Source organism: Streptomyces sp. NPDC057623 (genome assembly GCF_042800355.1).
Classification (GTDB): Bacteria; Actinomycetota; Actinomycetes; order Streptomycetales; family Streptomycetaceae; genus Streptomyces.
Genome location: NZ_JBHVGZ010000037.1, coordinates 1 through 17,671 on the forward strand (window position 1 = coordinate 1; position 17,671 = coordinate 17,671).

Sequence of the window (17,671 nt, forward strand, 5' to 3'; positions counted from 1 at the left end):
GAAATGCCCAGAGCCCCTTCGGCGTTTGAGGAGCGGGGTCTGGGGCGGAGCCCCAGAAGGATGGGACGGGTAGGGGCGGCGGGGGCGAGGAACTCCCTTGGTCAGGGGGACGGCGTCACCGGGGTGCGGTCCGGTTCCGGGACGCGGCGGCGGCGCCGGCGCTTCAGAAGGGCCCAGGGGCCCTTCGGGCCCGTCGGCATCGCGGCCGTGACCTCCGTGCCCGCCTCCGACGCGGCCTCGGCCGCGGCACGGGCCACCGGCAGGAACCCCTCGCGACGGGTGACGTCGGGGCGCTCCTCCTCCGCCGGCCACAGGCCGAGGGCCGCGCAGACCGTCGGCAGGACCGCCATCGCCGCCGTGGCGTAGCCCTCCGCCGAGGGGTGGTAGTGGTCGGGACCGAAGAGCTCGCGCGGGTTGGCCGCGAACTCCGGTCCCAGCAGGTCGCCCAGCGACACCGTGCGGCCGCCCTGCTCGACGGCGCCGATCGTCTGGGCGGCCGCCAGCTGACGGGAAGCGCGCCGGGCCAGCCAGCGCAGCGGCTGCTGGACCGGCTCGATCGTGCCCAGGTCGGGGCAGGTGCCGACCACCACCTCCGCGCCGGCCGTGCGCAGCCGCCGCACCGCCGAGGACAGGTGGCGCACCGAGCGCGTCGCCGGCATGCGGTTCGTGACGTCGTTCGCGCCGATCATGATCACGCAGACGTCGGGCGCCAGGGCGGGGTCCGCCAGGACCAGGGCCACCTGGCGGTCCAGGTCGTCCGAGCGGGCGCCCGGCAGCGCCACGTTACGGAACTCCACCTGGCGTTCCGCCACCGCCGCCAACCCCGACGCCAGCAGCGCCCCCGGTGTCTGCCCCGCCCGGTGCACGCCCTGGCCCGCGGCCGTCGAGTCACCCAGCAGCGTCAGCCGCAGCGCCTGCACGCCGGGAGTGGCGTACAACCGGCCGTACCGGCCGTCGGCGTTCGGGACGTGGTTGCTCGTGCCGTTGCCGACGTGGCGCCGGGCCAGCCGCACCTCGGCGAGGAGCAGACCGACGGCCGCCGCCCCGGCCAGACCGATCCCACCGCCGCCGTACGCAGCGCCCGCCGCGATCCGCCGGGCCACCCTCGCCCTCGACATGCTCGTCATCCGTCGCCGCCACCTCCTCATAGCCGTACATCCACTGCTTGCCCCGCACGGACCGTGGCCCAATCCCAACGAGGAGTGAACGACCGTCATGGGCCCCGTGCAGGCCATAGGCTGGCGGAACCACTAAGACCACTTCTTTTGCAGCATCCGGAGACAACGGTGCATTTCCACGACTCGATGATCAGCCTCGTCGGCAACACCCCGCTGCTGAGGCTCAACAACGTGACCCAGGGCATCCGGGCGACCGTCCTGGCCAAGGTGGAGTACTTCAACCCGGGCGGCTCCGTGAAGGACCGCATCGCCCTGCGCATGATCGAGGCCGCCGAGGAGAGCGGTGCGCTCAAGCCCGGTGGCACGATCGTCGAACCGACCAGCGGCAACACCGGTGTCGGGCTCGCCATCGTGGCCCAGCAGAAGGGGTACAAGTGCATCTTCGTGTGCCCCGACAAGGTGAGCACCGACAAGATCAACGTGCTGCGGGCCTACGGGGCCGAGGTCGTCGTCTGCCCGACCGCCGTCGATCCCGAGCACCCGGACTCCTACTACAACGTCTCCGACCGCCTCGTACGCGAGACGCCCGGCGCGTGGAAGCCCGACCAGTACTCCAACCCCAACAACCCCCTCTCCCACTACCACTCCACCGGCCCCGAGCTGTGGGAGCAGACGGAGGGGAAGATCACCCACTTCGTGGCGGGCGTGGGGACCGGCGGGACCATCTCCGGTACCGGCCGCTACCTGAAGGACGTCAGCGACGGCAAGGTGCGGGTCGTCGGCGCCGACCCCGAGGGCTCCGTGTACTCCGGCGGGTCCGGGCGGCCGTATCTCGTCGAGGGTGTGGGTGAGGACTTCTGGCCCACCGCCTATGACCGGACCGTCGCCGACGAGATCGTCGCCGTGTCCGACAAGGACTCCTTCCAGATGACCCGGCGGCTCGCGAAGGAGGAGGGGCTGCTGGTGGGTGGTTCGTGCGGCATGGCCGTCGTCGCCGCCCTGGAGGTCGCCGAGCGGCTCGGTCCGGACGACGTCGTCGTCGTACTGCTCCCCGACAGCGGGCGTGGCTACCTCAGCAAGATCTTCAACGACGAGTGGATGGCCGACTACGGCTTCCTGGAGGACGAGGGCCCCAACGCGCGCGTCGGTGACGTCCTCAACGACAAGGAGCACGGCGCCATCCCCTCCCTCGTCCACATGCACCCGGACGAGACGGTCGGTCAGGCCATCGAGGTGCTGCGCGAGTACGGCGTCTCGCAGATGCCGATCGTGAAGCCGGGCGCCGGGCACCCGGACGTCATGGCGGCCGAGGTCGTCGGCTCCGTCGTCGAACGGGAACTGCTCGACGCGCTGTTCACCAAGCGGGCCTCGCTGGAGGACCCGCTGGAGAAGCACATGTCGGCTCCGCTGCCGCAGGTCGGCTCCGGTGAGCCGGTCGGGGACCTGATGTCCGTGCTGGGCACGGCGGACGCCGCGATCGTCCTCGTCGAGGGCAAGCCGACCGGTGTGGTCAGCCGGCAGGACCTGCTGGCGTTCCTGGCCAAGGGTGGGAAGTAGCGGCGAACCTGCGGTGAACGGGGCGTGTCCGCGGCGAACTTGCGGTGACCGGGGCCGCTCGGACCGTCGCGGAACTGGTACGAGCGCGTCACGTTCACGCAGCACCCGCTTAACACGCGTCCGGCACATTGGTGGGTGTCGGCAGGGGCGGGAGCGGCTCCCCGCCCGAGCCGGCGCCGAACGTCCAAGGACCTCCGGAGCGGCTCCCGGACCTCCATGGACGCCCGGACGTGAGACCCGGCCTGACCCGGTCAACGTCCCTCGCGGGGACCGCCGTCGTCCCGCCCCCCGGCAACGGGGGTGCGGCGGTCCCCGCGCATAGCTCTGCCGCGGGCCGGTGGAGGTCGCGGCGGCCTCAGCCCGCCTCCGCGGCGGCCCAACTCCCCAGCAGCGCAAGCCTCTCCGCCGTCTCCGAGCCCGGTTGCGGCGTGTACACCACCATCGTCTGGTCCGGTTCCGTCTGGATGGTCATGGTCTCGTACGGGAGGGTCAGCAGGCCCGCGAGCGGGTGCTGGACGCGTTTCGTGCCGGACATGCAGGCCTCGACCCGGTGGTCCGCCCACAGTCGGCAGAAGTCCTCGCTCCGGACGGACAGTTCACCGACGAGGTCACCCAGCTTGCGGTCGTCCGGGCGGTGGCCGGCGTTCAGGCGGAGGTGGGCGACGGCCTGCGCGGCGATCGCGGGCCAGTCCGGGTAGCGGACCCGGGAAGCGGCGTCGAGGAAGACGTGCCGCGGGATGTTGCGGTCGGCGGGAGCCGTACGGCCGTAGTCGCTCACCGCGTCGGCGAGGGCGTTCCAGGCGAGGACGTCCATGCGGGGGCCCATGACGAAGGCGGGCGTGCGGTCCATGCTGTCCAGCAGGGTCTGCACGCCCGGCCGGACGCGAGCCGTGTCCGGGCGGCCGGTGCCCCGGTCGCGAGGCCGGGCCACCGTCCGCAGATAGGCGTGCTCCGTCTCGTCCAGCCGCAGGACCCGCGCGATCGCGTCCAGTACGGAGTCGGAGACGCGCTGTCCCCGCCCCTGCTCCAGATGGACGTAGTAGTCGACGCTCACCCCGGCCAGCTGCGCCACCTCTTCCCGGCGCAGCCCGGGGACGCGGCGCCGCCCGTACGAGGGCAGGCCCACCTCCTCCGGCCGGATCCGGCCGCGGCGCGAGCGCAGGAAGTCTCCCAGGTCCCCGTCCATGGGTTCGAGCCTAGACGCGCGGCGAGCCGGGAGCCTGGTACTGCCAGACACAGGAACAGCGCAGCCCTGGGTGGGGCGGGCAAGGCGACCGAGGGTGAGGGGTGTGGCGAGGCACCGGGGAGACGCCCCGGTGGCCACCTCGCGAGGAACCCGGAGGAGCCCCATGTCGTACGAGAACCTGACCGGACGTACCGCCGTCGTGACCGGAGCGGCGAGCGGGATCGGCGAGGCCGTCGCCGTGCTGCTCGCCGAGCGGGGCGCGCGGGTCGCGCTGCTGGCCCGGCGCGGACAGCGGCTGGACGAGATCGCCGCGAAGATCACGGCGGACGGCGGTGCGGCCCTGGCCGTCGTCGCGGATGTCACCGACGACGCGTCCGTGGCCGCCGCCGTGGAACGGATCCACGAGGCGTACGGGCCCGTCGACCTCGTCGTCAACAACGCGGGCGTCATGCTCGGCAACCCCGTCGAGGCGGGGCGGCTCGACGAGTGGCAGCGGATGATCGACACCAATGTGACCGGGGTGCTGCGCGTCATCCGGGCGTTCACCGGCGATCTGGTGGCGGCGGCCGGCGAGGGCCGCACGGCCGACCTGGTCGACATCTCGTCCGTCGGCGCGCATCTCGCCTTCCCCAACTACGCGGTGTACGGGGCGACCAAGGCCGCGGTCACGCATCTCTCCCAGTGCCTGCGCACCGAGTTCGGGCCGCGAGACGTGCGGGTGACCAACGTGGAGCCGGGGTTCGTGGAGAGCGAGCTGCGGCTGCACACCGCCAACGCGGAGGTGTCGGGGCAGGTCGACGGCATGCTCGAAGCCGTGGGCACGCTGACGGCAGAGGAACTCGCCGATGTGGTGGCGTACGCGGTGAGCCGGCCCCGGCATGTGAACCTGCGGCAGATCATGGCCATGCCCACCCGGCAGGCGTGAGCCCGCCGGCCCGCCGGGAGGCTCAGTCCTCCCAGCGGGCCTCGTCCTTGCCCGACCTGCGGCGCCAGCCCCGGAAAAAGCCGGGGTTGGTGCGCACCGCCTGGACGACGTTCACGCCGACGATGCCGACCCAGGTGACCAGCAGACCGGAGAGGCCGGCCACGCCGCCGCCGATCCCGGACAGCGGGATCGCCACGACCAGCGTGACGATGCCGAAGCCGAAGCGCTCGCCGAAGGAGTCCGTCGGCTTGGGCGAGCGCGCGCCCCGGGCCGCCACCATCTGCTGCTCGGCCAGCTGCCGCCGCAGCCGGCGCTCGACCGCCCCGTCGATGCGCTGGTCGACCTTTTCCATGAACGAGTCGACCAGCGCGGACTCGTACTCGTCGCCCAGCTCCCTGCGGGCCTGCAAGGTGGCGTTGAGTTCCTTCTTGAGCTCGGTGTCCCGCGCGTCCATTCCGGTCATACCCCCAAGGTAGGCAGCGGGGGATACGACCGCACTGGGGTTAGCCCCCCAGTTCGCCGGGGGGTGTGCCGTCACTTCACCAGCCCGTGTTCCTTCGCGTACGCGTCCGCCACGTCCTGCGGGTCCTTCTTGTCCTTGTCCACCTGTCGGTTCAGCTCGGTCAGCTGGGCGGTGGTCAGGGTGTTGCCGAGGCGGGCGAGGGCCTTGCGGACCGTGGAGTCGGCCTTGCGGTCGGCGATGAGGGGGACGACGTGCTGGCCGGGGATGAGGTTCTCGGGGTCGGTCAGGACGACCCAGTCGTTGGCCTGGATGTCGGTGTCCGTGGTGAACAGGTTGGCCACGTCCACGTCGCCCTTCTTCAGGGCGCCCTTGACCAGGGGACCGGAGGAGTCGAGGGACTTGAACTCCTTGAACTCCACGCCGTAGACGTCCTTGAGGCCGACGGCCCCGACCTCCCGCTTCTTCACCTCCGGCGCCGCGCCGATGACCAGCTTGCCGTTCTGCTTCCTCAGGTCGGCGAGGGAGGTCAGGCCGTACTTCCGGGCCGTCTCCCGGGTGACGACGAAGGCGTCCGAGTCCTCGGCCATGCCGTACGGCAGCACCTGGAGGCCGTTCGGGAGGGCGATGGTGAGGGCGTTCTGCATCTCGCCCTCCTCCGTGGCCCTCGCCTTGGGGGCGACGTAGTGCAGCAGGGCGCCCTGGTACTCGGGGAGCAGGTCGATGTCGCCGCCCTTGAGGGCGGGGATGAGGATCTCGCGGGTGCCGAGGTTGGGGCGGACGTTCACCTTCACGCCGGCCGCGTCCAGGACGGCGGCGTAGAGGTACCCGAGCACCTGGTTCTCCGTGAAGTTGGCGGTGCCGATGGTGATGCCGCCCTTGCTGGAGCCGCCGCCACCGGAGGAGGTCCCCTCGCCGTCGAGGGAGGTGATGCCGCCGGAGCAGGCGGCGAGGGCGGGGACGGAGGCGGCGGCGAAGAGGCCGCCGAGAAGTGCGCGTCGGTTCATCGGGAGGTTCATCGAGAGGCCCCTAGGCGGTGCGGTGGCGGAAGAGGAAGCGCTGGAGGCCGGACAGGGCCAGGTCGAGGACCACGGCGACGACGGCGACCAGCACCGCGCCCCCCAGCACCTGCACGAGGTCGCGCTGGGCGAGGCCGTCGAAGACATAGCGGCCCAGGCCGCCGAAGGAGACGTACGCGGCGATGGTGGCGGTGGCCACGACCTGGATCAGCGCCAGGCGCAGGCCCGTCATGATCAGAGGGAGGGCGAGGGGGAGTTCCACCTGGAAGAGGACCTGGTGGCCGCGCATGCCCTGGCCGCGTGCCGCGTCCTTCACGTCCGGGTCGACGGCCGTCATCCCCGCGTAGGTGTTGGTGACGATCGCCGGGACCGCGAGGGCGACGAGGGCGACGTAGACCGGGAGCATGGACAGTCCGCCGGCCAGGAAGACCAGCACGACCAGGCCGACGGTCGGCAGGGCGCGCCCGAAGGAGGCGAGGTTGATCGCGAGGAAGGCGCCCTTGCCGGTGTGGCCGATCAGCAGGCCGAGCGGGAGACCGATCGCCGCCGCGATGAGGGTGGCGAGCAGGGAGTACTGGAGGTGTTCGGCCAGGCGGTGGCCGATGCCGTCCGGGCCGGCCCACTGTTCGCCGCCGACCAGCCAGACGCCGAGGTTCTTGAAGAGTTCGTACATGTCAGGCTCGCCGCCTCCGCCAGGGGGTCAGGACGTACTGGAGGGCGACCAGCGCCGCGTCCGCGACCACGGCCAGCAGGAGGGTGAGGACCACTCCGACGATCACCGGGGTCGGAAAGTTGCGCTGGAAGCCGTCGGTGAAGAGCTGGCCGAGGCCGCCGTCGCCGATGTAGGTCGCGACCGAGACCAGGGAGATGGACATGACGGTCGCGATCCGGACGCCGGCCATGATCACGGGGAGCGCGAGCGGGAACTCGACGGTGAGGAGCGTGCGCAGGGGGCGCGTGCCCATGGCTTTCGCTGCCTCCTTCACCTTCACGGGGACCGAGTCGAGGCCCTCGACGGTGTTCCGCAGCAGGACGACCAGGGTGTAGACGGTCAGGCCGATCACCGTCGTGGTGCGGGTGAGGCCGGACACCGGGAGCAGGAGCACGAAGATCGCGATCGACGGGATCGTGAACAGGACGTTCGACAGGCCCAGCAGGAAGCCGCGCAGGGGGCGGATCCGGTGGGCGATCACCGCGAGCGGCAGCGAGATCAGCACACCCAGGAAGACGGCGGTGAGCGCGGCCTGGAGGTGGGAGATCGTCAGGGTGGTGAGGTCGTCGGTGTGGTCGCCTATCCACGACCAGTCGACGGTCATGCCGCCACCCGGGCTTCCGAGTGCGCCTGGCCCGCGTGCTCGTGGATGGCGTCGCGGGAGGTGACGCCGGTGAGGACGCCGGCCGCGTCGACGCGGGCGATCAGGCCGGTGGGGGAGGCGATGGACTCGTTGAGCGCCGCGAGCAGGGAGTCGCCGTCCTTGAGCGGTCGCAGGGGGATCTCGGTGTCCTGCGACGCCCAGTGCACGGGCTTGTTCGCCTCGTCGAGCACCAGGCTCCAGGCGCCACCCTCCGGCGCCGGGCCCTGCGGGAGGTCCGCGAGGGTCCGCAGGCTCAGCAGCTTCAGACCGCGCTCGGCGCCGAGGAAGTCGGCCACGAAGTCGTCGGCGGGGCGGGCGAGGAGTTCGGCGGGGGACGCGCACTGGACCAGGTGGCCGCCGGTGCGGAAGATCGCGATCTGGTCGCCCAGCCGTACGGCCTCGTCGACGTCGTGCGTGACGAAGACGATGGTCTTGCTCAGCTCCTTCTGCAGGCGCAGCAGTTCGTCCTGGAGCTGGGTGCGCACGACGGGGTCGACCGCGCCGAACGGCTCGTCCATCAGCAGCACGGGCGGGTCGGCGGCGAGTGCGCGGGCGACGCCCACGCGCTGCTGCTGGCCGCCGGAGAGCTGGTGCGGGTAACGCCTGCCGGCGTCGGCCGTCAGGCCGACCGTCTCCAGCAGCTCCGCCGCCCGGGTGCGCGCCCTGCGGCGGCTCCAGCCCAGCAGCAGCGGCACGGTGGCGATGTTGTCGAGCACCGTGCGGTGCGGGAACAGGCCCGCCTGCTGGATGACGTACCCGATGGAGCGGCGCAGCTCGGCGGCGTCCTGTCGGGTGACGTCCTTGCCGCCGACCCGGATGGTGCCGGAGGTCGGCTCCACCATCCGGTTGATCATCCTGAGGGTGGTCGTCTTGCCGCAACCGGAGGATCCGACCAGGACGGTCACGCCGCCCTCCGGCATGTCCAGGGAGAGATCGTGGACTGCTGTCGTGCCGTTGGGGAAGCGCTTGTGGACCGCGTCGAACTGGATCATGAGATGTCCCTTGCCCGGCTGTATAACGTCATGCAGAGTTCTTGGTAGCTGAATAGGTTGTCAACGGGTTGGTGTAAATCCGAAGTAACGGATGACCGAAGGGCAAGATCGAATGTCCGGGTTGAGGGGAGTTTGGGCTTGATGTCGTCTCGTATCGTGGACAGTCCGGGTGTGGTGTCTCCTGGGCATACCGGCCTGGTCGTCCTCGACGGGATCGGGCTCGGCGTCGAGGACGTCGTACGCCTCGCCCAGGGAACCGCGCGGCCGGTCCCCGCGACCGACGCCATGAAGCGCGCCGAGGAGTCCTGGGACGCCGCCCGCCTCATCGCCGCGACCGGCCGCGTCTACGGCCGCTCCACCGGCGTGGGCGCCAACCGGAACGAGGACGTGCCCACCGACACCGCCGCCGAGCACGGCTTGCGCCTGCTGCGCAGCCACGCGGGCGCCATCGGGGAGGAACTGCCCGCCCGGCAGGTGCGGGCCATGCTCGCCGTACGGGCCAACCAGCTGCTGGCCGGCGGCGCTGGCCTGCGCCCCACCGTCATCACCGCGATGTGCGAGGCGCTGGAGAGCGGCGCCCATCCGGTCGTGAACGAGTTCGGCTCGGTCGGCACCGGCGACCTCGCGGCGCTGGCGCAGGCCGGCCTCGCGCTGGCCGGGGAGCATCCGTGGCGCGGCTCCGGCGCCCCCGAGGCGCAGCCGCTCGACAACAACGACGCGCTCGCGTTCATCAGCAGCAACGCCCTCACCCTCGGCCAGGCCGCCCTCGCCCTGCACGAACTGCGCGGACTCGTCGCCGCCACCCAGGTCGTCGGCGCCCTCTCGCTGCTCGCCGTCGACGGCTCCCACGAGGCGTACGCCGCCCCCGTGCACACCGCCCGGCCGCACCGGGGCAGCACCGAGGTCGCCCGCCGGATGCGGGAGCTGATCGGCGCCGAGGACCGGCCCACCCCGCCGCTGGGCCGCATCCAGGACCCGTACGGCTTCCGCTGTCTGCCCCAGATCCACGGCCCGGCGCACGACGCCGCCGACGCCCTGGAGGAGGTGCTCGCGGTGGAGATCAACGCCGCCGCCGAGAACCCCCTCATCTCCCCCGAGGACATGGCCGCCTACCATCACGGCGGCTTCTACCAGGCCCAACTCGCCCTCGCCCTGGACCACTTCCGGCTGGCGCTGACCCAGGTGGCCCGGCTGTCGACCTCCCGTCTGTCGACCCTGAACGAGCCCGCCTACACCCGCCTCAAGCCCTTCCTCGCCGACCCCGAGCCCGCCTCGTCCGGCGTGATGATCCTGGAGTACGCCGCCGCGGCCGCCCTCGGTGATCTGCGGGCCTTCTCCGCCCCCGCCTCGCTCGGCCACGCTGTACTCTCCCGGGGCGTGGAGGAGCAGGCCAGCTTCGCCTCGCTCGCCGCACGGCAGACACTGCGGGCGTGCGGCGCGTACCGTCTGGTCGTCGGCTGTGAACTCGTCGCCGCCGTACGGGCGTTGCGCCTGCGCGACCTCCGACCCGACCCGGAGCTCCCGGTGGGCCGGGCGCTGGCGCTGGCCGAGTCGGTGCTCGACGACGACCTGGCCGACCGGCCGCTCACCGACGACGTGACGGCTGCGGCCGCACTGCTGGACCGGTTCACGGACATCTGGAGGGGGAGCGCGGTATGAGCGCGGACAGGAACACGAGCGGGACGGACAGTCCCGCCGCGCGACTTCAGGCGCTCTTCGAGGGGCACCGGCTCACCCCGACCCAGCGGCGCATCGCGCACAGCATGGTGCGGCGGGCCGCCGACGTGCCCTTCCTGTCCAGCGTGGAGCTGGCCGAGCTGGCCGGGGTCAGCCAGCCCTCCGTGACCCGTTTCGCCGTCGCCCTCGGCTTCGACGGCTACCCGGCGCTGCGCAAGCACCTGCGTGAGGTCGCGCCCGTGGAGCAGGCGGCCGACGCCGGCTCGTACAACGAGTACCAGCAGGCGGTCGAGGCCGAGATCGAGAACCTCAGGCACCTGGCGGAGGTGCTGGCCGACCCCCGCCCGGTGCGGAAGGCGGGCCGGCTGCTCTCGGCCTCGCGCCCGCTGCCGGTGCTGGGGCTGCGCGCCGCCGCCTCCCAGGCGTACGGCTTCGCGTACTTCGCCGCCAAGGTCCACCCGGACGTACGGCTGCTGCACGAGGGCGGCACGATGATCCACGACCGTATCGACGCCGCCGTCCGGGCCGGCGCGACGGCCCTGCTCTGCTTCGCGCTGCCCCGGCATCCGCGTGAGGTCGTGGACACCCTGGCGTACGCCAAGGAGGCCGGGCTGACGGTGGTGACAGTGGCCGACTCCGCGTTCGCGCCGGTCGCCAAGGTCTCCGACCTGCTGCTGCCCGCGGCCGTCGGCACGGGCCTCGCCTTCGACACGGCCTGCGCTCCGATGCTGCTGGGCCGGGTCCTGCTGGAGGCGATGTGCGACGACCTGCCGGACGCGCAGGCACGGCTGGAGGAGTTCGACGCGCGGGCGGCCACGCGGGGGCTGTTCGTCGAGTGACCCGGCAGGAGCCCTGTGCTTCTGCCGTGGCGAGAGCCGAGGGCCTTCTTAAGGCTCGTCTCACGTTCGATGGCTAGCGTGCGCGCACAGCATCTGGACAGACGCGAGAGGGGAGGCCGGACGTGGCACGCGGAGGTGGGCAGGGGCTGGCCCGGGTGGCCGTCGTCGTACGGGCCGGGGCGGCGCCGTTGTGGTGGCTCGGGGTGTTCGCGGCGGGCATCGGGGTGCTGGCGCCGGGGCTGACGGGACGCCGGATCGGAGTGCTGGCCGGGGCGGCGCTCTTCATCGTCACGACGGCTGTGGTCGCGTACGCCGGCCGCAAGCGGTACACCGCCCTGAGCGGTTCGGCCGCCCGCGCCGGCCAGCACGACGTGCTCCAGGACCGCGCGGTCGCCGTCCGCAACTGGCGCCGGGGTCACCGCTGGTGGCTGCTGCTCGCCTTCCTCGCCGCACTGGGCAGCGCGTTCGCCGTGCCCGCGGCGGGCGGGGCGCTGCTGGCGGGGTGCGGGGCGGGGCTGTGGCTCAAGGCGGCGTGGCTCGGCCGGCGGGAGCGGGCCGCGGACGCCCTGCTGTGGGTGCGGGTCGACTGGCTCGACGGACGAGGCGGCCGGCCCGCGGGCAAGGCGGTCAGGGCCTATCGCAGTACGGGCCTCGCCGCGGGCGACGCGGCCCCGGGCGGGAGCCGCCGCCGCACCGCGGCGCTGGTGTAGCTCAGCCCTTCCGGCCGGTGCGGGTCAGACCTCCAGGTCCTCCTCGATCTTCTTCAACTGGTGCCTGGCCATCGCCAGGTTGGCCCGCTTGGCGTCGAGGACCAGATACAGGAAGAGGCCGTTGCCCCCGCGCCCGGCGATCAGCCGGATCAGGTGGTACTGGTCGCTGAGGGTGATCAGGATGTCCTCGATGCCGCCCTTGAGGCCGAGGTGCTCCATCGTGCGCATCTTGGCGCGGACGACGTCGGTGTTGCCGGCGGCGGCGACATTGAGGTCGAAGCTCTTGCTGCCGCCCAGCGTGCCGAGCGCCATCCCGCTGGTGTAGTCGACGAGCGCGGCCCCGGTCGCCCCCTCGATCGCGGCGAGGCATTCCTTCAGGGTGGTCTCGGTGTTGGCCATGACGTGATTTCCTCTCAACTGTCGGTGGTGGTGCGCGCGTTGGCGGTGCTGGTGCGTGCCGAACGCGCGGTTCTCGTGCGGGTGGGCATGGGTTTGGCTGGCTCCTTGGCGGAGCTCTTGGCAGGACTCCGCCTGGGCGGCGCCGCGTTCGCGTCGACGAGCTCGCCGATGCGGGCACCGGCGCGGCGGCCCTCCAGATGCAGCCGGCCGACGTTGACGCGGTCCGTGGCGAGCAGCGTCAGTACGGCGGTGCGTCCCGCCGCGTACGTCGCCACATAGCCGTCCGTCCCGCGCACCAGCAGCTCGCGGAAGTCGCCCCGGCCGGTCGCGTCCGTCACGCGCACCGCGACGCCGAGTGCGGCGGCGGTGAGCGCGGCGAGGCCGTCGGGCTCGACGCCGGGGGTGTCGTGGGCGAGGACGAGACCGTCCACGCCGGCCGCGAGCGCTCCGGTCAGCTGGGGCACTCGGGCTCTGAGCCGACGGAACTCGTCGAGTATCGGGGCCTCGGCCGCCATCAGTTTTCTCCTCTCGGCACGGGACCGCTGCGGCGGGCGAGGCACCCCGGCCGGCTCACGGTCCTTGACGGGCCTGCGGTCCTCGTCGGGTCCGCGGTCTTCGATGGGTTTGCGGTCAAAGGGCCTCCAGCGCATCCCTGACCCTCTTCAGCAGCGCGACATAGGGATCGGCCGCCTCGGGCGGAACGTCCTGGACGGGCGGCGGTGGCTGCGGGGACACGAGCCCCGCTGCGGCCAGCCGCCGTAGGTGCACCAGCGTGTGGAACGTCGGCCTGCCCAGCTCCCGCGCGATGTCCGTGGCCCGCCGTACGCCGTCCACCCGTTCCAGTACGGCGGCCTGCCGGGGCGGCACCGCGGGGGCGGCGACCGGGTCGGCGCGGATCAGAGGCGCGCCGTCCGTCGCCGGGTCGGGCCAGATGTGGAGCAGCAGGGCACGGCGGCGCAGTGTCTCGCGCTCCAGGGCGGCCACCGGCACGGGATGCACGGAGGCGAGCCAGTGCGCGGTGCCGTAGCGGAAGCGGCCGGGTGTGCTGCTGGGGGCGAGGGCGAAGTACGCGGCGTCGTACAGGGCGCTCACCTGCGCCAGCTCCAGCGCGCCCGGTGTGACGCCGTGCGCCAGCAGCCGCCCCCGGTCGCCGCTGTCCTCGGCATCCCGCCAGGCCCCGGCGTCGAGGATGCCGTGGCCGGTGAGGAGCACGTCCAGGCCGGGGGCGAGCGGGCTCTCGGCGTGCACCACCCGGCCCTCGGCGAGATGGAGCGTGCCGTGCTCGCGGTCCAGGACGCCGGTGGCCCGCTCCTCCGCGAGCCGGGTCAGCATCGGTGAGACCCCGCCCCCGGCCCGCTGATGGGCCGTAGCCCGGTCCCGGACCGGCAGACGCGGCGGCGGGGGGCTGTCGACCACGGTCATCCCAGCACCAGCCGTTCGGCCATCTCGCCGAGCCGGATGCGGGCCAGCGCGAGGTTGCCGTCCGCGCGGGCCAGCCACAGGTACAGGAACACGCTGCTGTCGAAGGACGTCGGCACGAACCGCAGCACGTGGTAGCTGTCCCGGTTGCTGAGGATCACGTCCTCGACGGGCGGATCCCCGGTGTCCGTGCCGTCCGTGGGCCCGAACGCGTGCTGCTCGGCGGCCAGCCGGGCCAGCTCGGCCGCCTCGGCGGCCGCCGTCTCGTGGTCACCGCCCGGCGGGTCGCCCACCGTGCCCAGGGCCAGTCCGCTCGTCCAGTCGACCAGCGCGGCGCCCCGCGCACCGGGCAGCCGCATCGTCTCCAGCAAACACTCGTCGATTCCGGGCACCGTCGCTCCCCTCCCGCCTCGGGGTCCGGCTGAGTGACCGCCAAACTACGCAACGTGTGTGCGGCGAGTGAGCGTTCGGGCATTTTCCAGTGGAACATGCGCCGAGTGACTAGGGTGGGTCGACTGACCCCGTTTTCACGTGACTTGATCGCGTATGGACTACTGCTCCATGTCGGCCTGCGTCAACGGCGCTTCGACGCGGACAAGGTGGTGAGCGAGGCCGCGTGCGCCCCTCCCGATTCGGCCACGATCTCGTCGAGCGACTGCGCCTCGCGCACGGTGGCGAAGGCGATGCCCCCGGACCCGTCCGGCGCGAAGCCGTGGATGGCGGGCCGGGCGAGGGAGTTGTACGCGTAGTGGTGTGCGAAGTAGTACGCCCCCGTGTCCAGCGCCGCCGCGAAGTCCCCCTGCTCCAGCAACGGCAGCGCGGCCCCCTCGGCCAGCAGGTCACCCGAGAAGCAGGCCGGTCCGGCCACGTCCTGCACCACGGCCGGCCCCTCCTTCGGGCGCCCCTTGCCGTCGTACGCGGCGATCCGCAGCGGCCAGCTCCCCGGCGCGTACACCGTCCGCGTGGCGACCTGCACGCCCGCGTGGGTGACCGCCACCGGGCGCCCGCCCGCGCTCTTCGCGTACTCGACCCGCGCCACCACCGTCCCGTGCTTGGCGAGGAGCGAGCGGCCGAACTCGGTGACCAGCCCGTAGCGCCCGTCGAACAGGCCCGGCACCGCCTCGCCGAGCAGCCGCGCGTACTGCGCGTACGTCGGCGTGGTCGCGTCCGACGCGAAGTTCACCGGCAGCCCGCCGCCGATGTCGAGCGTGGTGATCTGCCGTCGGCCGATCCGCGTGTTGATCTCCTCGGCGAGCGCGTACACCGCCGCGACCCCCTGTGCCATCAGGGACAGCGGGATGCCCTGCGAGCCCGTGTGCGCATGCAGCCGGGTCAGCCACGGACGGTCCCGGTATGCCCGTACGACCCACTCCCGCGCGCCTTCGTCGCGCAGTGCCACCCCGAACTTCGACGTCGCCGTGGCCGTGGACGTCGCCTCGATGGAACCCCCGCCGACCTGTGGGTTCACCCGAATCCCGAGAGGGGAGCGGCTGGTGGCGGACTTCATCAGGGCGTCGATACGGTCCAGCTCCTGCGGGTTGTCCGCGTTGACGGCGATGTCCAGCGCCAGCGCCTCCCGCAGTTCGGCCGGCGTCTTGGCGGGCGAGTCCAGCACCGTCATCTCCGGGCGCAGCCCCGCCGCCCGCGCCAGCGCCAGCTCACCCGGGCTGGCCACCTCGGCGCCGATGCCCTCCTCGCGCAGCAGCCGCAGCACCGGCACCAGCGGGGTCGCCTTCACCGCGAAGGCGTGCAGCACGGGCGTGCCCGGCGCCACCACCGCGTCGAACGCCGCCCGCAGCGCCGCCGCCGACTCCCGGATCCCGGTGGCGTCGAGCAGGCCGACGATGGGGGAGCCGGGCCCGAGCAGCCCCTGCTCCACGGCCGCGCGCACCGCGTCGTCCCGCCGGGCCACCCGGTCCGCGTCATGTGCCGGTGTCCCGAATCCGTTGTCCACCGTGTTGTCCACAACATCCCCCGTCACGCCGTCGTCCGAGCCCATGCATCCAGCCAAACATCCGGGACGCGACCGCGCTGGCCCGCGAATGTATTGACTAGTTCTATTCAGGGCGCCAGGATGTGAATATCCACCTCAACAGTTCGCAGTCACAGTCCGCTGGGAGGCAGACCATGTCAGGACCCCGCCCGCCCGTCTCCCACCACCACCCTCAAACGAGGCCCTACGGGCCGCCCCCTGGTGGAGTCCGAGCGCCGCGCGGTACGGAACTGAGTGCCCTGGGATGGCAGCAGGAAGCCGCCCTGCGGATGCTGCAGAACAACCTCGACCCCGAGGTCGCCGAGCACCCCGACAAGCTCGTCGTCTACGGCGGCACCGGCAAGGCCGCCCGCGACTGGCGCTCCTTCGACGCGATGGTGCGCACGCTGCGGACCCTCAAGCAGGACGAGACGATGCTCGTCCAGTCCGGCCGCCCCGTCGGCGTCATGCAGACCCACGAGTGGGCCCCGCGCGTCCTCATCGCCAACTCCAACCTCGTCGGCGACTGGGCCAACTGGGAGGAGTTCCGCCGCCTGGAGGCCCTCGGCCTGACCATGTACGGCCAGATGACGGCCGGCTCCTGGATCTACATCGGCACCCAGGGCATCCTCCAGGGCACCTACGAGACCTTCGCCGCCGTCGCCGCGAAGCTGCATTCAATGGGTAAAGGGGTCGACGGCACCCTCGCCGGGACGATCACCCTCACCGCCGGTCTCGGCGGCATGGGCGGCGCCCAGCCGCTCGCCGTGACCATGAACGACGGCGTCGCGATCTGCGTCGACTGCGACCCACGCGCCATCGAGCGGCGCATCGAGCACCGCTACCTGGACGTGAAGGCCGACTCGCTCGACCACGCCCTCCAGCTGGCCACCGAGGCCCGTGACGCCCGCCGCCCCCTCTCCATCGGCGTCCTCGGTAACGCGGCCGAGCTGGTTCCGCAGCTCCTCGCGATGGGCGCCCCCATCGACATCGTCACCGACCAGACCTCGGCCCACGACCCACTGGCCTACCTTCCGCTGGGCGTCGACTTCGACGACATGGCGGACGCCGCCGCCAAGGACCCGGCGGGCTTCACCACCAAGGCCCGCGAGTCGATGGCCCGGCACGTCGAGGCCATGGTCGGCTTCATGGACGCCGGCGCCGAGGTCTTCGACTACGGCAACTCGATCCGCGGCGAGGCCCAACTCGCCGGATACGACCGCGCGTTCGCCTTCCCCGGCTTCGTGCCGGCCTACATCCGCCCGCTGTTCTGCGAGGGCAAGGGCCCCTTCCGCTGGGCCGCCCTGTCCGGCGACCCCGCCGACATCGCCAAGACCGACAAGGCGATCCTGGAGCTCTTCCCGGAGAACGAGTCCCTGCACCGCTGGATCAAGATGGCCGGCGAGCGCGTCCACTTCCAGGGCCTGCCCGCGCGCATCTGCTGGCTCGGCTACGGCGAGCGGGACAAGGCCGGTGAGCGCTTCAACGACATGGTGGCCAGCGGTGAACTGGCCGCGCCGCTGGCGATCGGCCGCGACCATCTGGACTGCGGCTCGGTGGCCTCTCCCTACCGTGAGACCGAGTCCATGCTGGACGGCTCCGACGCGATCGCCGACTGGCCGCTGCTGAACGCCATGGTGAACGTGGCCTCGGGCGCCTCCTGGGTCTCCCTGCACCACGGCGGTGGCGTCGGCATGGGGCGGTCCATCCACGCCGGACAGGTGACGGTGGCCGACGGCACCAAGCTCGGCGGCGAGAAGATCCGCCGGGTGCTGACGAACGACCCCGGCATGGGCGTCATCCGGCACGTCGACGCCGGGTACGACATCGCGGAGTCCGTCGCCGACGAGCGGGGCGTGCGGGTTCCGATGCGCGAGGGTGACGACGCGTGACCCTTCCGGGAGATGAGCGGGGCGGCAACCGCCAGGCAGGGGCTGCGGCCTCGTCGCCGGGTGCGGGTTCGGCTGTGCCCACCCTCCCCCACTCTCAACTTCGTTCGAGCGGGGGGACCCCCATCGCACAGCGGAACGACCACCCACAGCC

Annotated in this window: 18 protein-coding genes; 6 read left to right on the forward strand and 12 right to left on the reverse strand. The window is 72.3% G+C overall.

What is annotated here, in order from left to right; translation table 11 throughout:
- Positions 1–101: 101 nt before the first annotated feature.
- Positions 102–1,127 carry an SGNH/GDSL hydrolase family protein gene (locus ACFU95_RS30535; RefSeq protein WP_383833820.1) on the reverse strand — a complete coding sequence of 342 codons (1,026 nt, stop codon included), beginning with the start codon at positions 1,125–1,127 and terminating at the stop codon, positions 102–104.
- A gap of 159 nt (positions 1,128–1,286) precedes the next feature.
- On the opposite strand from ACFU95_RS30535, the gene ACFU95_RS30540 reads away from it, so the two are divergent.
- Positions 1,287–2,675: a cystathionine beta-synthase gene (locus tag ACFU95_RS30540; protein ID WP_383833823.1), complete on the forward strand. Its 1,389-nt coding sequence runs from the start codon at positions 1,287–1,289 to the stop codon at positions 2,673–2,675.
- A gap of 355 nt (positions 2,676–3,030) precedes the next feature.
- Here ACFU95_RS30540 and ACFU95_RS30545 read toward each other — a convergent pair whose 3' ends face one another.
- Positions 3,031–3,861 (reverse strand): helix-turn-helix transcriptional regulator, encoded by an 831-nt coding sequence (locus ACFU95_RS30545; protein ID WP_383833825.1) that lies wholly within the window; start codon positions 3,859–3,861, stop codon positions 3,031–3,033.
- 163 nt (positions 3,862–4,024) lie between these two features.
- Between ACFU95_RS30545 and ACFU95_RS30550 the strand changes: the two genes are divergently transcribed.
- Entirely contained in the window at positions 4,025–4,786 is a 762-nt protein-coding gene (locus ACFU95_RS30550; RefSeq protein WP_383833827.1) for an SDR family oxidoreductase, read from the forward strand.
- A 22-nt stretch (positions 4,787–4,808) separates the two neighbouring features.
- Here the strand turns inward: ACFU95_RS30550 and ACFU95_RS30555 are convergent, their stop codons facing one another.
- The 5 genes from ACFU95_RS30555 to ACFU95_RS30575 form a co-directional block, all read right to left on the reverse strand.
- Entirely contained in the window at positions 4,809–5,249 is a 441-nt protein-coding gene (locus ACFU95_RS30555) for a hypothetical protein (protein ID WP_383833830.1), read from the reverse strand.
- 71 nt (positions 5,250–5,320) lie between these two features.
- Complete coding sequence (locus ACFU95_RS30560; protein WP_383833833.1) at positions 5,321–6,253, reverse strand: ABC transporter substrate-binding protein; 933 nt, start codon at positions 6,251–6,253, stop codon at positions 5,321–5,323.
- A 22-nt stretch (positions 6,254–6,275) separates the two neighbouring features.
- Positions 6,276–6,938 (reverse strand): ABC transporter permease, encoded by a 663-nt coding sequence (locus ACFU95_RS30565; protein ID WP_383833836.1) that lies wholly within the window; start codon positions 6,936–6,938, stop codon positions 6,276–6,278.
- A 1-nt stretch (position 6,939) separates the two neighbouring features.
- Positions 6,940–7,581, reverse strand: coding sequence for an ABC transporter permease (locus ACFU95_RS30570; RefSeq protein WP_383833839.1), 642 nt, complete (start codon positions 7,579–7,581; stop codon positions 6,940–6,942).
- Positions 7,578–8,612 carry an ABC transporter ATP-binding protein gene (locus ACFU95_RS30575; protein ID WP_383833842.1) on the reverse strand — a complete coding sequence of 345 codons (1,035 nt, stop codon included), beginning with the start codon at positions 8,610–8,612 and terminating at the stop codon, positions 7,578–7,580. Before ACFU95_RS30575 ends, ACFU95_RS30570 begins: the two co-directional genes overlap by 4 nt.
- Positions 8,613–8,753: 141 nt before the next feature.
- On the opposite strand from ACFU95_RS30575, the gene ACFU95_RS30580 reads away from it, so the two are divergent.
- From ACFU95_RS30580 to ACFU95_RS30590, 3 genes are all read left to right on the forward strand, one after another.
- On the forward strand, positions 8,754–10,271 hold the full coding sequence (locus ACFU95_RS30580; protein ID WP_383833845.1) for an aromatic amino acid ammonia-lyase: 1,518 nt from the start codon (positions 8,754–8,756) through the stop codon (positions 10,269–10,271).
- Positions 10,268–11,128, forward strand: coding sequence for a MurR/RpiR family transcriptional regulator (locus ACFU95_RS30585; RefSeq protein WP_383833849.1), 861 nt, complete (start codon positions 10,268–10,270; stop codon positions 11,126–11,128). The genes ACFU95_RS30580 and ACFU95_RS30585 overlap by 4 nt, the downstream gene beginning before the upstream one ends.
- Positions 11,129–11,250: 122 nt before the next feature.
- On the forward strand, positions 11,251–11,838 hold the full coding sequence (locus tag ACFU95_RS30590; protein WP_383833852.1) for a hypothetical protein: 588 nt from the start codon (positions 11,251–11,253) through the stop codon (positions 11,836–11,838).
- 24 nt (positions 11,839–11,862) lie between these two features.
- On the opposite strand, the gene ACFU95_RS30595 is transcribed toward ACFU95_RS30590, so the two are convergent.
- From ACFU95_RS30595 to ACFU95_RS30615, 5 genes are all read right to left on the reverse strand, one after another.
- The gene (locus tag ACFU95_RS30595) at positions 11,863–12,237 is read right to left on the reverse strand and encodes a hypothetical protein (RefSeq protein WP_383833855.1); all 375 of its coding nucleotides are present in this window, start codon (positions 12,235–12,237) and stop codon (positions 11,863–11,865) included.
- Positions 12,238–12,251: 14 nt separating this feature from the next.
- A complete protein-coding gene (locus tag ACFU95_RS30600) occupies positions 12,252–12,752 on the reverse strand; it encodes a roadblock/LC7 domain-containing protein (RefSeq protein WP_383833858.1) in 501 nt (166 codons plus the stop codon).
- A gap of 115 nt (positions 12,753–12,867) precedes the next feature.
- Positions 12,868–13,659, reverse strand: coding sequence for a transcriptional regulator (locus tag ACFU95_RS30605; RefSeq protein ID WP_383833860.1), 792 nt, complete (start codon positions 13,657–13,659; stop codon positions 12,868–12,870).
- Positions 13,656–14,048 carry a hypothetical protein gene (locus ACFU95_RS30610; RefSeq protein WP_048583153.1) on the reverse strand — a complete coding sequence of 131 codons (393 nt, stop codon included), beginning with the start codon at positions 14,046–14,048 and terminating at the stop codon, positions 13,656–13,658. The genes ACFU95_RS30605 and ACFU95_RS30610 overlap by 4 nt, the downstream gene beginning before the upstream one ends.
- Positions 14,049–14,230: 182 nt before the next feature.
- Positions 14,231–15,655 carry a diaminopimelate decarboxylase gene (locus tag ACFU95_RS30615; protein ID WP_383833863.1) on the reverse strand — a complete coding sequence of 475 codons (1,425 nt, stop codon included), beginning with the start codon at positions 15,653–15,655 and terminating at the stop codon, positions 14,231–14,233.
- Positions 15,656–15,783: 128 nt separating this feature from the next.
- On the opposite strand from ACFU95_RS30615, the gene hutU reads away from it, so the two are divergent.
- Complete coding sequence (gene hutU, locus ACFU95_RS30620) at positions 15,784–17,520, forward strand: urocanate hydratase (RefSeq protein ID WP_383833866.1); 1,737 nt, start codon at positions 15,784–15,786, stop codon at positions 17,518–17,520.
- Positions 17,521–17,671: the final 151 nt, after the last annotated feature.